Origin of the sequence: Fictibacillus sp. Mic-4 (assembly GCF_049843615.1) — a bacterium.
GTDB lineage: Bacteria > Bacillota > Bacilli > Bacillales > Fictibacillaceae > Fictibacillus_A > Fictibacillus_A gelatini.
On record NZ_JBBHZM010000009.1, the window covers coordinates 53,456 to 72,779 of the forward strand.

The following is a 19,324-nucleotide window of genomic DNA, read 5'->3' on the forward strand; positions in this document are numbered from 1 at the left end:
AATTTATGTAAAAACAGGACTTCCATTTTTCCATACCCATTTCTCTGATAAAATAATCGTAGAAATTATAAAAAGTGAGCAGGGATAAAAGATGAGTCTATTATCAGTTGAAAATGTAACAAAAAGTTATGGGGATAAAACGTTATTTGAACAAATCTCATTTACGGTGAGTGAAAAGCAGCGAATAGGCATTATTGGCGTGAATGGGACGGGAAAATCGAGCCTGTTAAAAATTATTGCTGGAATTGAGTCACCGGACAGCGGATCAATCATTCATGCGAACGATTTTCATATTGAATATTTACCGCAAACGCCTGAGTTCCCCGAAAACATGAGCGTGCTAGATGCGGTTTTTTATAGTGACGCGCCGCTTATCCGATTAATGAAAGAATATGAACAAGCGTTAAAAGCATTGGAAGAAGAACCGACAAATGAAAAACGGCAAAGCCATCTGTTTACCCTCCAGCAAAAAATGGATGCGATGGATGCATGGGACGCGAATACGGCGGCGAAAACAATATTGGGCAAACTCGGCATTGTTAACCTGACGCAAAACATTGCCGAACTATCAGGCGGCCAGCAAAAGAGGGTCGCTATTAGCCGTGCCCTCATCCAGCCGGCAGATCTTTTAATATTGGATGAGCCGACGAACCATATTGATAATGAAACTGTAGAATGGCTGGAAGACTTTTTAGCGAAATATAAAGGGGCGCTTTTAATGGTCACCCATGACCGCTATTTTCTAAACCGGGTGACGAACCGGATGCTGGAACTTGACGGCGGCAAGTTGTACAGCTATGAAGGAAATTATGAAATGTTTTTAGAAAAAAAAGCAGAGCGCCAGGAGAGAGAAGCCGCCTCGGAACAAAAAAGGCAAAATCTTCTTCGTCGTGAGCTCGCCTGGCTGAAGCGGGGAGCAAAAGCGCGGACGACGAAACAAAAGGCACGTGTAGAGCGGGTGGAAGCACTTCGTGATATGGAAGAACCGGCGAAAAAAGAGAAGCTCGATATGGCGATTGGATCGAACCGCCTCGGTAAAAAGGTGCTCGAAATCGAAGGGATATCGAAGTCTTATGGAGACCGGCTATTGTTTAAAAATTTCAGTTATATCGTCATGCCAGATGACCGCCTCGGAATTATCGGGAATAACGGAAGCGGAAAATCAACGCTGCTGAATGTATTGGCCGGTAAAATTCTTCCTGATTCCGGGCATGTCGAAGTGGGCGAAACGGTTAAATTAGGCTTTTATACGCAAAACAATGAAGAGATGGATGAGTCAATGCGCGTAATTGAATACATTCGTGAAGCGGCGGAAGTGATCCGAACGAAAGACGGACAAACGATCACTGCATCACAAATGCTTGAACGCTTCCTGTTTACCCCTGAGCTGCAGTGGACGTACATTTCCCGCTTATCGGGAGGAGAGAGAAGGCGGCTTTATTTACTTCGCATTTTAATGGAAGAGCCAAATGTTCTTTTTTTAGATGAACCGACCAATGATCTCGATATTGAAACACTTTCGATCCTGGAAGATTATTTGGAACAGTTTCCAGGGGCGGTTATTACCGTTTCTCATGACCGCTATTTTCTTGACCGGACGACAGATCATTTATTTGCCTTTGAAGGAAGCGGCGAAATCAGGCGTTTTGACGGAACGTATTCGGAGTATTTGGAATTGAAAAGGGAAAGAGAGGAAAAAACGGCCATTTGTCCGAAAGAAACCTCTACGAAGCCGGTTAAAGAAAAGCGAAAAAAGCTTTCCTATAAAGAACAAAAAGAATGGGAAACAATTGAAGATGAAATCGCCGCATTGGAAGATAAGCACGAGGAGCTAGAAAAACAAATTCTTGAAGCGGGTAGCGATTATGGCGTCATTGACGAATTATTTCGTGAGCAGAAGGAAGTAGCGGCTCAACTTGAGCAAAAAATGAATCGCTGGGCAGAGCTTTCCGAACTTGTTGAAGAAATTGAAAACAGCAAAATTTAATTTAAACCGCTTCGTTTTCGAGGCGGTTTTTTCTAAAAAACCAGGAAAGAAGACCTGTTTTTGGTGTATACCGACAAAAATCTCCTTTTTTCGCTGAATACTATTTGAATAGATTGCGAGGGAGGAGGTGAAAAAATGCGACTGACAAGCTTTCTTTTGTTTAGCTTGTTTATTGGTGCGGTATTTTTCCTTCCAACGGAGGCTTTCGCAAATGGGAATGGGCTTCATGGCAAGAACATCCCTGAAAAAATCGCCGATCAAAGAGTCCGCGGTTTAGAGAAAAAGCTGAAACCAGTAACTAAAAAAACACCCGGACCATCTGGGCAACAATTAAAGCAAAAAATTGAAAAAGAGACTCAAAAAATCGAAAAGAAAGCGATCCGGCGAAATGCCAACATTGTGAAAAGAAAAGTTTCGAAGCATGCGTATAACATGCAAAATTCGACTCGCCCAAAGGAATCGAAGATAAAAATAAAGCCAAAACAAGAAGAGGATTTTCCTCTACATAATGTACGAAAAAAGGGCAAATCTCATCTTGTGAAAAAAAGAGATCATTTGACAAAGGCAAAAAGAGCTGTTTCAACTCATAAGAAACAGAAAAAGTGGAAACGGAAAATTCAGCCTGTACAAAAGAAAGTCGATAAAAAGGCGGCAGTTTATCCTTTAACTGAAAGGACCGTGACAGTTAGTAAAAAGGATGTCTCGCTAGCAGATACAAAGAAAGATGAAAGCGGACATAAAGTCAAAAAGAATGGGCCGAAACGGAAATCAGTGCCGGAACGCGATACTAAACAGTCCGACAAGGCAGTGATTCCGTCTTCTTCTCAAGCTCCTTCTTCTGGTGAAGGAGGGAACACCGGCGGACATGGGTCTTTTTCTTTCCATTTGAAGGCTTTTATTTTTAATCATAATGCCCTGGAGGAAAATAAATTAATTCATCCTTTTGTGGCAAGGACGAAACAGCTTCGGAACCAATGGGTGAACGCACCGCCAACTAAACCGCCAAAAGCGCTTCTTACTTTTTCATTATAGTAAATTCTAAAAAATGAAAATTAAGGAGCGATACACTATGAAAAAAGTAAATCAAACACTATTAAAATCATTCGTATTTGCAGGGGTTTTATCGGTTTCCATCTTCATCGGGGGTCATGCTGAGGCTGCCGGTCATAAAATGGAAAAGGCGTCTCAACATCATGTGGCAACACATAAAGCCGAAGTCGCAAACCATTCTTCAAAAGCTGCTGAGAAAGTTAAAAAAGCGGCAAGGAAAAAAGCCGTTAAGCTAGAGAAAAAGGCAAAGAAAGCTCATTCTTCTCTTGCAAACAAAGTGAACTCAGAAGCAGCAGAGCATGCAAGCAAAGTAGCAAAAGCCCATGCAACGGCAAACTCGGCTGTCCATGCAGTTGCGAAAGAGGAAACAAAGCAAGAAGAAAAAGCGCATAAGGCTGTTCAAAAGAGAGAAAAAGCGGCAAGGAAAAAAGCCGTTAAGCTAGAGAAAAAGGCAAAGAAAGCTCATTCTTCTCTTCAAAACAAAGTGAACTCAGAAGCAGCCGAACATGCAAGTGAAGTGGCAAAAGCCCATGCAGCGGCAAACTCTGCAGTGAATGCGGCCGCTAAAGAGGAAAAGAAGCAAGAAGAAAAAGCGCAAAAGGCTGTTCAAAAAAGAGAAGAATTGGCAAAGAAAAAAGCCGTTAAGCTAGAGAAAAAGGCAAAGAAAGTACATTCTTCTCTTCAAAACAAAATCGACTCAGAAGCGGCCGAACATGCAAGCGAAGTGGCAAAAGCCCATGCAGCGGCGAACTCCGCTGTCAAAAAGGTCGCAAATGAAGTAAATCATACGAACGTTGCGGTAACAAACGATTCAAGTGAAAGCGTGAATGTTGATGCGAATGATACAGCCGTAAACGCAGCCGAAGAAACAGATGTTGAAACATTTAAAACTGATGAAGCTGGAGTTACTGTTCAAACATCAGTGCTTCTTTCAAACGAATAATTACTTCAATCCGGAAGAGTTTCTCTTCCGGATTTTTTACTAGAACGATAGTCAGGACTTTATGCCTATTTTTATTTTTGATTAATAGTAAAAAAGTTTAATTCGGAAAAAGAAGGAATATGTTACCTTTATATTGCAACAAATAACTGAATATTATTATTATTTGGAAAGGGAGGAGTTTGTATTGGGGAAATGGAGTAAACGAATAGGTACTTCTATACTTGCTACAGGTTTGTCAATGAGTCTCTGGGCCCCTCAAGCATTTACAAAAGAAAAGGAATCCATCCCGCATTCGGGGAAAACACTTGCTTCTGCGCCGATCGATTTAAATATCATTGATCAAGACCGGCTGGCAAAAGCCTTAAAAGAACGAGGTTTAATTAAGAAGGATGCAACCGCGAAAGAAGTGAAAAAGGCTGTTCAGGCGTATATTCAAAAGAAAGGTGAAAAGGTTCCTGACAGTTCACAGATTAAGACAGTTAAAAGCTTGAAAAAAGGGGACAAGCATAAAATTAATATGGATAAAAAGACGAGAGCGTTTCTCGCTAAACAAAAAAAGGAATTAACAAAGAAACTCAATAACGGGCACGGAGTGATTCCAAAAAAAGATTCCAATAATGGATTTGTCCATGTGAACCCGGCGAAACAAAAAAAATACAATGGCCCTGTACGCAAGGATGAGGTCCTTGTCCTGTTGGTTGAATATTCCGATTTCAAACATAACAATATTGATAAACAAGATGGTTATATGTGGGCAGATGACTTTAACCGCGAACATTATCAAAAAATGTTATTCGGCGATAATGACTTTACGCTTTATAATGGAGACAAAATTAAAACATTTAAGCAATATTATGAGGAGCAATCAGGAGGCAGCTACACGGTTGATGGCTATGTTTCCAATTGGCTGACAGTGCCCGGAAAGGCAAAGGATTATGGAGATGATTCACCGGAAGGTGGACATGATAACAAAGATCCGCTTGGTCCGAGAGACTTAGTCAAAGATAGCTTAAAAGCAGCGGTCGATGCCGGGATCAATCTGGCAAAATACGATAAGCTCGATCCATATGATATCGATGGAGATGGCAATACGAATGAACCGGATGGAATCATTGATCACTTAATGATTCTTCATGCGGGAGTTGGCCAGGAGGCTGGCGGTGGTAGATTAGGAGATGATGCGATCTGGTCACACCGCTGGGTAATCGGCAGCCAGCCATATGCCGTTCCGGGGTCTTCAACGGATGTTTCTTATTGGGGCGGAAAAGTAGCCGCATTTGATTATACGATGGAACCTGAAGACGGAGCTGTTGGTGTGTTTGCCCATGAGTACGGACATGATTTAGGGCTTCCGGATGAATATGATACGCAATATTCCGGCAACGGAGAACCGATTGAATCCTGGTCGATCATGAGTGGCGGTAGCTGGAATGGCAATATCGCCGGAACAGAGCCTACTTCTTTCTCGCCTCAAAATAAAGAGTTTTTCCAGAAAACGATTGGCGGAAATTGGGCGAACATTTCGGAAGTAGATTCATCTAAACTAAAGAAACAGGGCGTTTTTTCAGTAATTGACCAATCCGTCACCAAGTCTAACAATCCAGGAATCGTGAAAGTTAATCTACCGGACAAAGCGGTTAAAGGAATTGAACCGGCCTTCGGACAAAAATATTACTATAGCACGAAGGGCAATAATCTTGATACGACGATGATGACTCCGGAATTTGATTTAACGAATGCCAAGTCAGCTGCATTTAACTATAAAACACAATACGAGGTTGAATACGGATACGACTATCTTAAAGTCAGTGCCATCACGAATGATGGAAATGAAGTGCCGATCGATGTGATCGGTGATGAAAATACGGATAACGGAGCGGATTCAACAAAAGGGCAATGGATCGACAAAACGTATGATTTAAGCCAATTTGCAGGAAAAAAAGTGAAATTGAAATTCGAATATGTAACAGATTCTGGTTTAGCGTTAAAGGGATTTGCGATGGATAACTTATCTTTAACGGTAGATGGAAAAACCGTTTATTCTGATGATGCGGAAGGAACGCCAACATTGACGCTAAACGGAGCGATTGTTTCAGATGGTATTGAGTATAAAAAACATTACTACTATTTAGAATGGAGAAATTATGCCGGAGCAGACAAATCGTTAAATGCCTCCCGCGGTGTTAAATACAATACAGGAATGGTTGTTTGGTACGCTGACGACAGTTTTGACGACAACTGGGTAGGACTTCATCCTGGAGAAGGATTCCTCGGTGTCGTTGATTCACATCCGGAAGCGATCTGGGGTGTAAAAAACGGCAAACCGACCATTGCAAACTCAACAAGATACCAGATTTCAGATGCGGCCTTCTCCTTTGACAAATCGCCGGCCTGGTATGTGAACAGTCCTTCGCGCGGAATCTTTGATTATAAAGGGCTGAAAGGTGTAACGACATTTGACGATTCCAAATCATATATGAATGCAGACATTCCAGATGCTGGCCGCAAAATCCCTCAATACGGCTTAAAGTTCCAGGTTCTTGGTGAAGCAAAAGACAACTCCGCTGGCGCTGTATGGATTCATAAATAAATTTTTTAGAGCCTTTACTTCGGTTAAAGGCTCTATCTTTTTTATTTATATAACCTCTTTACATTTTTTGCATACTATAGTATAGTGGAAGTAATTACCAGATTGTCCGAAGGAGGTATGTATTATGGGATACATTCAAAATCAATCACTCATTGTTAATTTCATAGCACAGCCTTCGGGGAATAAGCTCATTTAAAAGTTTACATTATTGTTTCTCCTTTGATTTATACATTCACCATGGGCTGTGCAAATGTGTCGGTTCATGGTTTTTTAGTTGGGCATTGATTGATGCCTATATCCTGTAGAACCGAAATTTTCTAATCGGTTCTTTTTATTTTTTATAAAAATCATTGGAGGAATCAATAATGAACTTACAGACAATTGGATGGACTTCATTTTTTGAAGAAGCATTTACACCGTTTCATGAAGAAGGGCTTTCAGCAGGAAGGGTAGCCCTTGAACATAAAAGGATGTACCGGGTATTTACCGAGCAAGGGGAACTTCTTGCAGAGGTCAGCGGGAAACTACGTCATCTGGCCGAGAGCCGGGAAGATTATCCGGCAGTTGGTGATTGGGTAGTCATTTCGGCAAGGCCACATGAGAAAAAAGCGACGATTCATGCGATCCTTCCTCGCCAGAGTAAATTTTCACGAAAAGTGTCGGGGCAAACGACGGAAGAACAAATTGTGGCGACTAATATCAACACTGTTTTTCTCGTCAATGCGTTAAATGCCGATTTTAACGTCCGAAGAATTGAGCGGTATTTGTTAATGGCATGGGAAAGCGGGGCAAATCCAGTCATCATATTAAGCAAGTCTGATCTTTGTGATGATACCGGAGAAAATTCGTGAAGTGGAATCGATAGCGTTTGGTGTTCCCATCCACGCAATTAGCGCGGAACAGGGGTTGGGGCTAGAGCAACTCGAACCATATGTTAAACCCGGGAAGACGGTAGCGTTGCTTGGCTCTTCGGGTGTCGGGAAGTCAACGTTAATTAACACACTGCTTGGTGAGCCAAGACAAGAGGTGAAGGACGTTCGTGAGGAAGATGACAAAGGCCGGCATACAACGACACATCGGGAATTAATCGTGCTTGAACAAGGCGGTCTATTGATTGATACTCCTGGAATGCGGGAGCTTCAGTTATGGGAAGCTGATGGAAGTTTCAGCCAAAGCTTTTCTGAAGTTGAGGAACTAATTGAAGAGTGCAGATTTAGAGATTGCACCCATAACAATGAACCCGGTTGTGCTGTTCGAAAGGCAATCGCAAGCGGCATTCTGGATGAATCCCGATATAACAGTTATGTGAAACTACAAAGAGAATTAGCGTTTCTCGCCAGAAAAGAAGATAAGAAAGCTGCGTTAGCGGAAAGATCAAAGTGGAAAAAGATTGCGGGGGACAGAACCCGTTTTCACCGGAAGTAGGGATTCTTTCCGGTACAAATAGATATTTGTAAAGCGATAACAAGAAGCAGGATCTACTGCTTCTTTTTTTCTACTATAGCGCTACCTTGTTAAAAGATAATTTTAGAAAAAGAAGTGAGTTTATATTCTACGTTATCTTTTTTTCTGATAAAATAAATTTAATATATTTTATAGGAGTGAACGATCTTGTTTGATGAAAGAATAGCTTTAAAAATAAGATTAGAACAAATGAATGATGCTGAGGAACGGCTGGCAAGGGAATTTCAAAAAGAAAGAGAAATTATTTTTAACCGATTAAGAGAGTTAGATCAAATGGAACGGTTGCAATATGGGGAAGAGTCGGAAGCGAATGAAGGTGCTAAAGAAATTTTAGCCCATCGTACGGAAAATAATAGAAATGATGAACCGGCTAGCGAGCAGGCTAAACCAGGGAAAAGAGGAAGAAGAAGAGGAAATTCGAACGATGCCGCTCTTGCTGCAGTGAAAATTTTAAAAAATTATACTTCCGCTGTTAAAAGTTCAGATTTAAGAAAAGAAATTGAAAAAGAAATAGGACACGAAATTAGTAATTTCACGTTATTTATGAATCGTGTTATTAATCTTGAGCCGAACATTCAAAAGCCGTATAGAGGCCATTATTTATTCGTTCCAAATGAAGATAAGGAAGAAGTTCAAGTTGCTGAATAATAAAGATTAAAAAGCGCCACCTAAAGGGGGCGCTTTTTAATCGATTACCTCTTTTTCCATAAGCTTTTCCTTCGCTTGAAGTGAAAATTCATAGTACTTCACCGCTTTTTCGAACTGTTTGTTTCTCCTATAAAATCTAGCGAATAATATCGCATATTCTTCCAGGTCAAGCCATTGTTGTTCACTTTGAAAATAAGCAATGCCTTCCAAAAATATCTTTTCCCGTCTGCTTTCTTCTTTTTCTAAAAATAAAGTTTCTAATAATCTTAACTTGATTTGATATTCTTGATTACTCAATTTTTGCGCAAGCATTAAACCTTTGTTTAACCAATCAATCGCTTTTATTTTTTGATTTAATTTAAAATGCTCACGCGACATTAAAAAATAAGTCTTTAAGCGGTAAAGTGGATTTCCTTTTTCAACTTTAAGCGCAAATTGTAAATAAGAAAGTGCCTTTTCGGATTCATTTTGTTCGGCATATAATAACCCAAGATTATAATATATTGAAGTTTCTAATGAGCGATCTCCGCTTAGTTTTGAAAACTCTAAGGCGTTCATATAATAAAAGTTAGCTTGATCAAGTTTTCGCACATCAGCGTAATTTAAAGCTATTAATACACTGCAGTGAGCCCGTTTTTGATAATGGCGCTCATCCGTTTCATACATTTCCAGGGCCTGTTTTGCATGAGTAAGCGATAAATTCGTTTGTCTCATTTGATAATATACAGAAGCAATCATATAGTGAAATTCAGCAATTTGAAAAGGATCGGTAATGGAATGCAGATTTTTATTCGCTTGTTTAAAATCGTTCAATGCTTCAATAAATTTATTTCTATGATAACAATAAAGCCCTTTAAAAAAGTAAAAATAAAACAATTGGTGCGAACTCATTTTTTCTTTATACGTTTCAAGTTTATGAAGAAGTGTTTTAGCTTCGAAAAACTCCTTTTTAATCAAGTAATAACGATAGTGGAACAATAAATAATAAATCGTGAGTGTTTGATTTTCTTCTATACAGTCTATCTGTTCATCAATTTGTTTTTTTAGTTGTTCCGATTGTTTAATATTATTTGCTCTTATATAATCATACCAGGAATAGATTAACCCCATTAAAGAATTGGAATTGGCGCCATCAAAATTCATAGTATCCCCCTAAAATTTTAACTTATCAAACTATGTACCTATGACAATTGTATCACATGTCAGTTTTTTGAATATTGGGGAAAATACTCCTGGGCGGGGGATATACTTAAGGATGCCATCAATTATTTTCCCTATTTTACTAATTTTAAACCTTGCTAAAAAGAATCTTAATTTTTTCTCTACATGGCGGTATACTGTTCTTATTGGTTAAGAAATGAGGGATTGCATATGATAAAAGTACTTTTTGTTTGCCTTGGAAACATTTGCCGTTCCCCAATGGCAGAAGCTATTTTTCGAAAGATTGTTCAACAAAGAGGATGGGAAGATAAAATTTTTGTTGACTCTGCGGGAACCGGAGATTGGCATATTGGAGAGCCGCCGCATAAAGGAACGAGAGAAATTTTAACGAAAAAAAATATTTCAATTGAGGGAAAAAAAGCACGCCAAATTTCACAAAGCGATTTATCGAATTTTGATTATATTATTGGGATGGATGCTGAAAATATCGGAAATTTGCGCCGGATGGCGGGGGCAAAACCTACAGGCCATATCGCAAGGCTTCTTGATTATGTACCTGAATGTTCACAGGAAGATGTACCAGATCCGTATTTTACAGGTGATTTTAATGAAGTGTATGACCTTGTTTCTGAAGGCTGCCAGCATCTTTTAAACGATATTGTTGCCCGTGAAAAATTGTAAAAGGCCGCCGTTAGTTAAATAACGGCAGCCTTATCTTTTGGATTATTTTGCCGCAGTTCCACGAGTTCTCATACCACGCATGATGGCAGAAACGATAAATACGACGACAATCGCACCGATGATAGCAGGTATAATGGCAAAACCGGCAACATGTGGCCCCCAATCTCCAAGAATTAGTGTTCCTAGCCATGCACCGACGAACCCGGCGATGATATTTCCGATAATGCCTCCTGGTACATCACGGCCGATGATAGCACCTGCGATCCAGCCGATAATACCTCCGATAATTAATGACCAAAGAAATGTCATACTATTTCCTCCTTTATTAATGTTCACATTTCAAGGGAAATCCTTGAAATCATCAAGATGCTTAGCAAATGGTAATAGTTCATTTGTTTACTGTTAACTTTCCCAAAGTGAAAAAAAATAATCCATTAATAAACGAACTAGAAAATGTTTAAGGATGTAATTAGCGGGGAAATTAACGAAAAACGCGTATTTATTCGGAGGAGATGGAATGAACGTCTTTAAAGAATTAAATTTCCTTTCACCACGTGCTTTCTTTATTGAGTTTACTCATGGCATGAAACGCGGAGATGTGACGAATTTATCGGCACAGCTTGCCTATTACTTTTTATTGTCTTTATTTCCATTTCTTATTTTTTTATTAACTCTTACCGGTTTTCTTATTACTCCTCAAGAAGCTTTTGCTTTTTTAAAGCAATTTCTTCCAGGTATTTCAATGGATCTTATTTATGAAAACATAAAAAATATTTTAGCGGAAAGAAAAGGCGGTCTGCTATCATTTGGGATTATTGCAACTATCTGGTCAACTTCAACTGGGCTTAACAGTATGATCCGTGCCATAAATAGCGCGTATGGAGTTGAAGAATGCCGCTCATTTATCACAACGAGGCTTTTAGCAATATTTTTGACATTTGGCATCATTTTAGCAATCATTATCGCCCTCGCCCTCCCGGTTTTCGGGAAAGCGATTGAACAATTTGTGTTAGGCCATTTAAATTTGAAAAACCATCTGCTGTACAATTGGAGAATTTTTCGATGGGTTATTAGCTTTGTCGTTATTTCCTTTATTTTTACAATTCTTTATTTTTTTGCTCCATGTAAAAAAGTGAAATTTACTGAAGTCTGGTACGGCGCTGTTTTTGCAACGCTTGCCTGGCAATTAGTTTCATTAGGTTTTGCTTTTTATGTAGATCATTTTGCTAATTATTCTGCCACTTATGGAAGTTTAGGTGCTGTCATTGTTTTAATGATCTGGTTTTATTTAATGGCTTTTGTGATTATTACGGGCGGTGTCATTAATGCAACCTTTCATAAATTTAAAGTGGACCGGGCTTATAAAAAAGGGCTTATTGAAATAAAAAAATAGGGAAATACTAATGTTATCCTAAGGCAAGGGGGAAAAACAATGCCACAAAAAAAGCATTCTCATAATAATAAAAACAATAAAAACGATAGTAAACATAAAACAAGCGGAAGCGCAAACAAAAAGAATAAATTTCATTGACATACGAACAAGCTGCTCATAAAAGCAGCTTGTTTTTTGTCTGTAAAAAAGGGAAAGATAAGATGAACTGTTAATGAAAGGAGAGGTGCAAAATGAAAGCAGCTGATTTATTCCTTCGTTGTTTGGAAAAACAAGGAGTGAAGTATATGTTCGGAGTTCCGGGGGAGGAAAATCTTGAACTTATGGATGCGATAAAAGATTCACCGATCCAGTTTATTGTGACAAGGCATGAGACGGATGGTGCTTTTATCGCTGGTGTGATGGGCTATTTCACTGGTACACCTGGGGTTTGTTTAGCTACACTGGGCCCGGGGGCAACCAATATGGTAACCGGTGTTGCAACGGCTAATATGGACGGAATGCCGCTCGTCGCCATTACTGGCCAGGCTGAATTGAGCAATATGCACGAAGAGTATCACCAATATTTTGATTTAGTCGAACTTTATAAGCCAGTAACAAAATGGAGTTCATCGGTAAAAACGGCTGAAGGAATACCTGAGATTATTGGAAATGCATTTTTAAAAGCGTTAAGCGGACGAACGGGAGCGGCGCATATTGAATTGCCAAAAGACGTTGCAGCTATGCCCGTTCAAGCGGATCCACTGCCGAAAGCAATTGTTCCATCCGTAACAACGGTTGCGGATGAAGTAGGTATCCGGGAGGCGGCCAAAGCGATAGATGAGGCAAAGTGCCCGCTCGTTTTAATTGGAAAAAATGTCGTAAGGGAAGACGTTAGCACGGAAATTGCTTCATTGCTTGAAAAAATCAATGCGCCGTTTACCGAAACATTCATGGCAAAAGGGGTAATGCGGGCGGATCATCCGTTCCATTTGCAAACGACTGGAATTCCGCAAAAAGATTTTATCCATTTAGCGTTTGAACATGCGGATCTTATCATTACGATTGGCTATGATATGGTTGAATACGGTCCGAAAAAATGGAACAGCACGTTTACTCCCGTTGTGCACATTCATACAATGGAAGCCGAAAAAGATCGATATTATCCTATAAAAGCGAGCCTTTTAGGAAATATAAAATCCAATTTAGATCGTCTTGCCCAAATGGTGAAGCGAAAAGAAAAGAAAGATCCCTTCTATGATGACTTGAAAAAAAGAATCGATGAAGATGCCCGCTTGCATGTCGAAAGTGATGCGTTTCCAATGGTTCCTGAACGAATTATAGCAGATATTCGATCAGTTCTTGCCGAAGACGATATTTTACTTTCCGATGTTGGTGCCCATAAAGTTTGGATTGGAAGGCATTATAACGCATTTAAACCGAATACGTGCATCATTTCAAATGGACTTGCAACGATGGGAATTGCGCTTCCAGGTGCGATTGGGGCCAAATTGGCAAATCCGGATAGAAAAGTAGTGGCAGTTTGCGGGGATGGTTCATTCGTCATGTCTTCACCTGAAATTGAAACGGCGGTAAGGCTTAACCTGCCGATCGTCATTTTAGTCTGGCGTGATGGAAGATATGGCTTAATTGAGTGGAAGCAAATGAATGAATTTCATCGAGCTTCAAATATTGAATTTGGCGATCCGGACTTTGCAGCGCTTGCAAAAGCTTATGGTGCTACAGGGTATAAAATTTCAAAAGCTGATGAATTCAAACCGACTTTACAAAAAGCGCTTTCCCATGAAGGACCAGTCATTATTGAGTGTCCCTATGACTATAAAGAAAATTTCCGGTTAAGCGAGCGCTTGAAAAAATTACAATAACATAATTTTTTTCTACTATTTGTGGACGCTTTTCAATATGTTATAATAGCACACATTGAAAAGCGTTTTTGTTGTGCAAAAAATTTTTAAATCGGACATGCGTTTTGGAATGGGGTTTAACGAATGGGTGCAGGAAATACATCATATAATGGGAAGAAAGTTCGCTTGCAATGGAGAAACTACAGTTTTTTCGTATTTTTTATTTATTTTTCAATTTTAATTTATACGACCCTGTTTACATTCAACCATTACGTTTACGGTAAATCATTCAACCTTGTTTTATTTGATAGCATTCGGCTGATGTGGCGAAGCGGCAGCTATTGGTTGATTTTTAAAAATATAATTGGCAATATTCTTCTCTTTTTCCCATTAGGTTTTTTACTCCCTCTCATCAGTAGATGGTTTGCAAATTGGCAAGTGATGATCGTTATCGGTTTCGGTACAAGTTCTATAATTGAAATTTTGCAATATAAATATTTCGAGAGAATTTTTGATATTGATGACATTTTATTAAATGGGCTAGGGACGTTAGTTGGACTTATGTTGTTTAAAGTTTGCCGTTTTATTTATCGAGTAGTCGAGCGGAATTTATTCAAATATAAACGGAAATAAATTTATGCTTCTATTTCTTTTTTATTTTTGTTATTATAATAAAGCAATTGAAACGGAGGGTTCGAAATTCCCACCCCTCTTTAAACAAAACTAGGGAGCGTGAAAAATAATAATTGCAGATAAAGGCGGACATCTTTATTTAGAGCCACCTTTTATTTTTCTTTCACTCTCTCAGGTACATTGATGTATTTGGGAGTTTTTTTATTTTTCACGTTCTTTCGAAAGGACGTGTTTCAATGAACTTTGAAATTCCGAAAAAAGTTCAACAATTAGGTCAGGACATTAGACGCAACGAATTAAAATATCACCGTAAACGGGTAGCAGTGACAAAAGAATTCACGTTTGACGCTGCCCACCATCTTCACTGTTATGAAGGAAAATGCAAAAGCCTTCACGGACATACGTATAAGCTTATTATAACAATCAGCGGCTTTGTCGATGAAAGAGGGCTTGTGATTGATTTCACCGATGTAAAGCGAATATATAAAGAGGTGATTGAGAGCAGATTGGATCATCGTTATTTAAACGAAGTATTGCCGAAAATGAACACAACAGCCGAGAATATGATTGTCTGGATGTGGGAGGAACTTGATCGAAAATTGGCTGAAGAAGGGTTGGATAAAACCGGTCTCAGGCTGGAAGAACTTGTTTTATATGAAACACCCACAAGCTATGCAACATTAAAACGGGAGTGGATGGAAGAAAATGAATCGTAACTTTACTCTCCCGGCAAAAGAAACATACATGAAATGGAGCCTTCCGATGGTTGAAATCTTTGAAACGGTCGAAGGAGAAGGGATGGCAGCCGGATTCCCTACCATATTCGTGAGGGTATTCCACTGTAATTTGCGGTGTACCTGGTGTGATACGACATACAGTTATGCCCCGGCAAAACCGGAATTTGAAGCATCAATTGAGGAAATTGTAGATCAAATCAAGCAATATAACGCGAAACGAATCTGTTTTACTGGTGGCGAACCGTTAATTCACCGGGAAAAATCGGCGGCTCTATTGCTTGCGATGGCTGATCTAGATTCGATCATCGATATCCATATTGAAACGAATGGGGCGATTGACATTAAGCCGTTTCAGAAACTCAGGTCCAATCATAAAAAGCTTTCTGAAAAAATGCGTTTTGTAATGGATTATAAATTGCCGGCATCCGGTGAAATGGAAAAAATGATCATGGGAAATTTTAAAGAATTATTGCCTCAGGATGAAATAAAGTTTGTCATCGGAAGCGATGAAGACTTCGAAATTGCAGTAAATGTTGTCCGGAATTACCATGAGTATGGCCAGGTGCTCTTTAGCCCGGTCTGGGAAACGATGCCTCCGAGAAAACTTGTGGAAAAAGTTCTCAGAGAGCCGCTTCCGGACGTGAAAGTAAGCATGCAGCTGCATAAAGTTATCTGGCATCCCGATGAGAGAGGAGTTTGACGTATGAAAAAAGCTGTCATTGTTTTAAGCGGTGGTTTAGATAGCACAACATGTATGGGAATTGCGCAGGAAGAAGGATATGATCTTTATCCGATTACGTTTCATTACGGTCAGCGCCACAACCGTGAAGTGATCCAGGCGCAGAAAATCGCACAGTATTACAATGTTAAAGATCATAAAATTGTTAATATCAATTTCTTGAATCAAATTGGCGGAAGTGCCTTAACGGATGAAACGTTGGAAGTCCCCACTGAGGGAGTAAGTGACGAAATTCCAGTAACGTACGTTCCGGCAAGAAATATGATTTTTCTCGCACTTGCCAGCGCCTATGCGGAAGTCATCGGTGCGGAGGCGATTTATATTGGCGTATCGGCCGTTGACTATAGCGGCTATCCTGACTGCCGGCCAGAATTCATTCAGAGCATGAATGAAACTATTAACCTGGCGACGAAAGCAGGAACGACTGGGGAGAAGATGGCCATTAAAGCACCGCTTATTTCTATGACAAAGAAGGAAACGATTGAAACCGGCCTTCGTTTAAATGTCCCGTACGAGCTGACGACGTCATGCTATAACGGAGAGGAAGAAGCGTGCGGCAAATGTGACAGCTGCCTGCTCAGATTGAAAGGGTTTCAAGAGGCGGGCGCCAAAGATCCAATTGCTTATAAAAAATAATAGTAAAAGGCTGCAATTCTGCAGCCTTTTACTATTGAAAGGTAAGAAAGCGGGTAATGGTGAGCGTGCGCCCAGCCCCTCGAGTCGCTTACGCTTTTCTTATTATTTCGTTTCTTTTCCAAGTACGCGGTTGACGCGTTTCGTGAGCATTTTCATCCCTTCTCCGCCAGCCTGGAAGTGACGGAGCATGCCATCTTTATCAAATACATAATAGGCAGGCACATATTCGTTTTGAAAAGCGTCAACAATGTTGTGTTCATTATCAACGGCAATCGGCTGGGTGATGCCATGTTCTTTCGCAACTTCAACGACCTGGTCGATATCAAGATCTTTTTCCGAACGAGGCATATGAATGGCAACCACATTTAATTCATCTTTATAATCATCTCGGAAAGCATTGATGTTTGGCATTGCTTCTTTACATAAACCGCAGCTGACGGACCAAAAATGAATGAGAGTCGGCTTTTCTCCAATTAAATCGCTTTTCGTTACCTCTCCATTTAACCATTTTGTTGCTCCATTTAATTCAGGCATTTGATCGCGCAATTTCACAACTATCTCTCCTTTTTATCTGAAAAGTTATTTATAATTATTATTAACTAAAGTCTATTCTAATTATAGGAAAGCAATAGGAAAAAGTCAATGGACATGCTTAGCTTAATCAATAAGAGCTTATTTTATCACTCGACTGCCTGATACAAACGTTTTTGCCGAAATGAGATCATGGCGACAAAAAGAAGGAAAAGAATGGCGCCGATAATATGGAAAAAGCTAATGCTTTTAAAAAACTGGATAAATAAGCCGCCGATAAAAGGACCACCCAGGCTTCCGATGCTGAAAAATATGCCGCACATTAAATTTCCGGTCGGCAATAAAGATTTTGGCATTAAATCTGCCATATAGCTGATCCCGAGTGAAAACGTAGAACCGACAAGCATTCCGGAGGCAAAAAGGCAAATGGTCAACCCGGTTTGCGAATGTTCTAAAAAGCTTGCGATGGTAAAGGTTACAAAGCCAAGAAAAAGGATAGAAGACAGAATCGTACGCCTGCCCAATTTATCACTAAGTATGCCAAGTGGGAGCTGAAAGATAATGCCTCCAATTGAAAAGGCGGTGAGCAGGATTGAAATCTGCCCGACGTCAAACCCTATTCTTAGCCCATAAACAGGAAAGTTCCCATTTAAAGACGACTCTAAAAATCCGTAGCCTAATGGTGGCAAAAAAGCGACCCAACTATATTTCCATGCGTTTGAAAAACGCTTTATCGTCTCCTTTAAGGAATGGACGGCAACCTCTTGCTCGGGATAATCGTTTTTCAATGTGAATAATAACAGCCATCCTAAAAAACAGAGTACGGAGGATAAAATAAAAGGAAGCGATTCGTTAATCTTGACAAGTGGTGTCAACAGTGGCCCTGTCGCGAAACCGATCCCAAAAAACAATCCATATAGCGAAAGATTCCGACCTCTTTTGTTTTCAGGTGAAAATGACGTAATCCATGTTTGGGTGCTAAAATGAAGGGCATGATCGCCTATGCCGATCAAAAGGCGCAAGACAAACCAGAATAAAAATGATTTCCAAAATGGAAAAAGAGCAAGAGCTAAAAAAACAAGGAATCCTCCAGCTATAATGACAGGCTTATACCCATATTTCCTTAATGGCTGTTCCATAAATGGGGAAATCAGCAGGATGCCGACGTACAGTCCAGTTGCATTTAAACCATTCAAAGACGAAGAGATGCCGCTTTTTTCAAAAATTACGGCAATAAGCGGAAGAAGCATTCCTTGTGAAAAACCGGAAATTGCCACAATACTAATTAAAATCCAAAACCGAAAATATTCTTTTTTAACGGAAGGTTGATGTTGTAATTGAGAATTGATCATTTTTTTCTCCTCAGGCGAAAGATATCTACTAACCAGTTTATCGGTGACATTTATGACTTACAAGATTTTAGAATGGATAAATTTTTTCACAGTGAAAAAAATAGGAATATGAAAGGAGGAGCACATGAAAAAGTTAAGCGTAAGTTTATGTTTGATTTTGTTTATCATTTTTCCTATGGAAGCTTTTGCAAAGAAAGATGCTGTAAAGACAAATACTGTAATAAAAATTCCGAATTCGGTTGTAAGCATTTCAAAGGAAAATACGTATCCTAATTCCGCTCAAGATTTGCCGTATCTCGAGCCGAGCAAATTGGCAAAGGAAATGTTGAAAACATCGAATGTTCCGATCACCAACCCGGACTTAATCCGAATTTTAAACGAGTCAAGCATCTCTCCTTCAAAGATTGCTATCGGATATCGTGCGAAAATTTATCTTGGGCAATGGCCGCTATCTTATCAATCGACGGAAACGAGTGCGAATTGGGAATATCAACAAATCAATGTGAATCGTCTGGACAACCGCGGCGGAAAAACGGCTGGAAAACTGCACTATGTTCAGCAAGCCCATAAGCGTATATCAGGAGGCCTAACGGCTAACATTCCAAACAGTGATGCGGTGAAAAAGATGATGATGATTGCTGCCGCAGAAAAAACGAAACTGCCTCTTTCCTTCCAAACAACGGTCGGGGGAGGAACGAAAAAAAATAATAGTTATCATGTTTCGCCAAAACAAGTCGGATATCTATATGCGTACGTCCCTGCTGTAAATGAAAGAGGGCGGGTAACGTATGGAGAAGTTTACATCGTTTTAAAAGGAAGCAAGCGAAAAATTGAAGTTCAGAACGTAACGCAACAGGGAATCGGAGCTTATATTCCGATCCAGGAACATATTTCATTTAAATACCATCCTTCGAGCATGTGAAAAATAAACCAGAGTG

The 19,324-nt window shown here is 39.7% G+C and carries 17 protein-coding genes and 1 pseudogene; 14 read left to right on the plus strand and 4 right to left on the minus strand.

Annotated elements, in window-relative coordinates; all coding sequences use genetic code 11:
- Positions 1-91 precede the first annotated feature (91 nt).
- The 6 genes and pseudogenes from WD019_RS08550 (at position 92) to WD019_RS08575 (ending at position 8,682) form a co-directional block, all read left to right on the plus strand.
- Positions 92-1,987, plus strand: coding sequence for an ABC-F family ATP-binding cassette domain-containing protein (locus WD019_RS08550; RefSeq protein WP_425711214.1), 1,896 nt, complete (start codon positions 92-94; stop codon positions 1,985-1,987).
- A gap of 135 nt (positions 1,988-2,122) precedes the next feature.
- On the plus strand, positions 2,123-3,019 hold the full coding sequence (locus tag WD019_RS08555) for a hypothetical protein (RefSeq protein WP_425711215.1): 897 nt from the start codon (positions 2,123-2,125) through the stop codon (positions 3,017-3,019).
- Between the two features lie 37 nt (positions 3,020-3,056).
- Positions 3,057-3,980 (plus strand): hypothetical protein, encoded by a 924-nt coding sequence (locus WD019_RS08560; protein ID WP_425711216.1) that lies wholly within the window; start codon positions 3,057-3,059, stop codon positions 3,978-3,980.
- A gap of 238 nt (positions 3,981-4,218) precedes the next feature.
- Positions 4,219-6,570: an immune inhibitor A domain-containing protein gene (locus WD019_RS08565; RefSeq protein WP_425711239.1), complete on the plus strand. Its 2,352-nt coding sequence runs from the start codon at positions 4,219-4,221 to the stop codon at positions 6,568-6,570.
- Positions 6,571-6,935: 365 nt separating this feature from the next.
- A pseudogene (gene rsgA, locus WD019_RS08570) lies at positions 6,936-7,995 on the plus strand (ribosome small subunit-dependent GTPase A).
- A gap of 186 nt (positions 7,996-8,181) precedes the next feature.
- Positions 8,182-8,682 carry a hypothetical protein gene (locus WD019_RS08575; protein ID WP_051291593.1) on the plus strand — a complete coding sequence of 167 codons (501 nt, stop codon included), beginning with the start codon at positions 8,182-8,184 and terminating at the stop codon, positions 8,680-8,682.
- A 36-nt stretch (positions 8,683-8,718) separates the two neighbouring features.
- On the opposite strand, the gene WD019_RS08580 is transcribed toward WD019_RS08575, so the two are convergent.
- Positions 8,719-9,825, minus strand: coding sequence for a hypothetical protein (locus tag WD019_RS08580; protein ID WP_425711217.1), 1,107 nt, complete (start codon positions 9,823-9,825; stop codon positions 8,719-8,721).
- Between the two features lie 228 nt (positions 9,826-10,053).
- Between WD019_RS08580 and WD019_RS08585 the strand changes: the two genes are divergently transcribed.
- Complete coding sequence (locus tag WD019_RS08585; RefSeq protein WP_425711218.1) at positions 10,054-10,524, plus strand: low molecular weight protein-tyrosine-phosphatase; 471 nt, start codon at positions 10,054-10,056, stop codon at positions 10,522-10,524.
- A gap of 42 nt (positions 10,525-10,566) precedes the next feature.
- Here the strand turns inward: WD019_RS08585 and WD019_RS08590 are convergent, their stop codons facing one another.
- Positions 10,567-10,833 carry a GlsB/YeaQ/YmgE family stress response membrane protein gene (locus tag WD019_RS08590; protein WP_026679093.1) on the minus strand — a complete coding sequence of 89 codons (267 nt, stop codon included), beginning with the start codon at positions 10,831-10,833 and terminating at the stop codon, positions 10,567-10,569.
- A gap of 208 nt (positions 10,834-11,041) precedes the next feature.
- Here WD019_RS08590 and WD019_RS08595 point away from each other — a divergent pair, with 208 nt between their 5' ends.
- The 6 genes from WD019_RS08595 to queC all read left to right on the plus strand — a co-directional run bounded on the left by WD019_RS08595 (position 11,042) and on the right by queC (position 16,503).
- Positions 11,042-11,917, plus strand: coding sequence for a YihY/virulence factor BrkB family protein (locus WD019_RS08595; RefSeq protein WP_425711219.1), 876 nt, complete (start codon positions 11,042-11,044; stop codon positions 11,915-11,917).
- A 230-nt stretch (positions 11,918-12,147) separates the two neighbouring features.
- Entirely contained in the window at positions 12,148-13,779 is a 1,632-nt protein-coding gene (locus WD019_RS08600; RefSeq protein WP_425711220.1) for an acetolactate synthase large subunit, read from the plus strand.
- A gap of 123 nt (positions 13,780-13,902) precedes the next feature.
- Positions 13,903-14,391: a VanZ family protein gene (locus tag WD019_RS08605; RefSeq protein WP_081412740.1), complete on the plus strand. Its 489-nt coding sequence runs from the start codon at positions 13,903-13,905 to the stop codon at positions 14,389-14,391.
- A 236-nt stretch (positions 14,392-14,627) separates the two neighbouring features.
- On the plus strand, positions 14,628-15,107 hold the full coding sequence (gene queD, locus WD019_RS08610; protein WP_026679096.1) for a 6-carboxytetrahydropterin synthase QueD: 480 nt from the start codon (positions 14,628-14,630) through the stop codon (positions 15,105-15,107).
- The gene (locus WD019_RS08615; protein ID WP_425711221.1) at positions 15,097-15,828 is read left to right on the plus strand and encodes a 7-carboxy-7-deazaguanine synthase QueE; all 732 of its coding nucleotides are present in this window, start codon (positions 15,097-15,099) and stop codon (positions 15,826-15,828) included. Before queD ends, WD019_RS08615 begins: the two co-directional genes overlap by 11 nt.
- A gap of 3 nt (positions 15,829-15,831) precedes the next feature.
- Complete coding sequence (queC, locus tag WD019_RS08620; RefSeq protein WP_425711222.1) at positions 15,832-16,503, plus strand: 7-cyano-7-deazaguanine synthase QueC; 672 nt, start codon at positions 15,832-15,834, stop codon at positions 16,501-16,503.
- A 102-nt stretch (positions 16,504-16,605) separates the two neighbouring features.
- Here queC and WD019_RS08625 read toward each other — a convergent pair whose 3' ends face one another.
- Positions 16,606-17,055: a TlpA disulfide reductase family protein gene (locus tag WD019_RS08625; protein ID WP_026679099.1), complete on the minus strand. Its 450-nt coding sequence runs from the start codon at positions 17,053-17,055 to the stop codon at positions 16,606-16,608.
- 128 nt (positions 17,056-17,183) lie between these two features.
- The gene (locus tag WD019_RS08630) at positions 17,184-18,386 is read right to left on the minus strand and encodes an MFS transporter (RefSeq protein ID WP_035351768.1); all 1,203 of its coding nucleotides are present in this window, start codon (positions 18,384-18,386) and stop codon (positions 17,184-17,186) included.
- Positions 18,387-18,510: 124 nt separating this feature from the next.
- On the opposite strand from WD019_RS08630, the gene WD019_RS08635 reads away from it, so the two are divergent.
- On the plus strand, positions 18,511-19,308 hold the full coding sequence (locus tag WD019_RS08635; RefSeq protein ID WP_026679101.1) for a YfkD famly protein: 798 nt from the start codon (positions 18,511-18,513) through the stop codon (positions 19,306-19,308).
- The last annotated feature ends 16 nt before the right edge of the window (positions 19,309-19,324 follow it).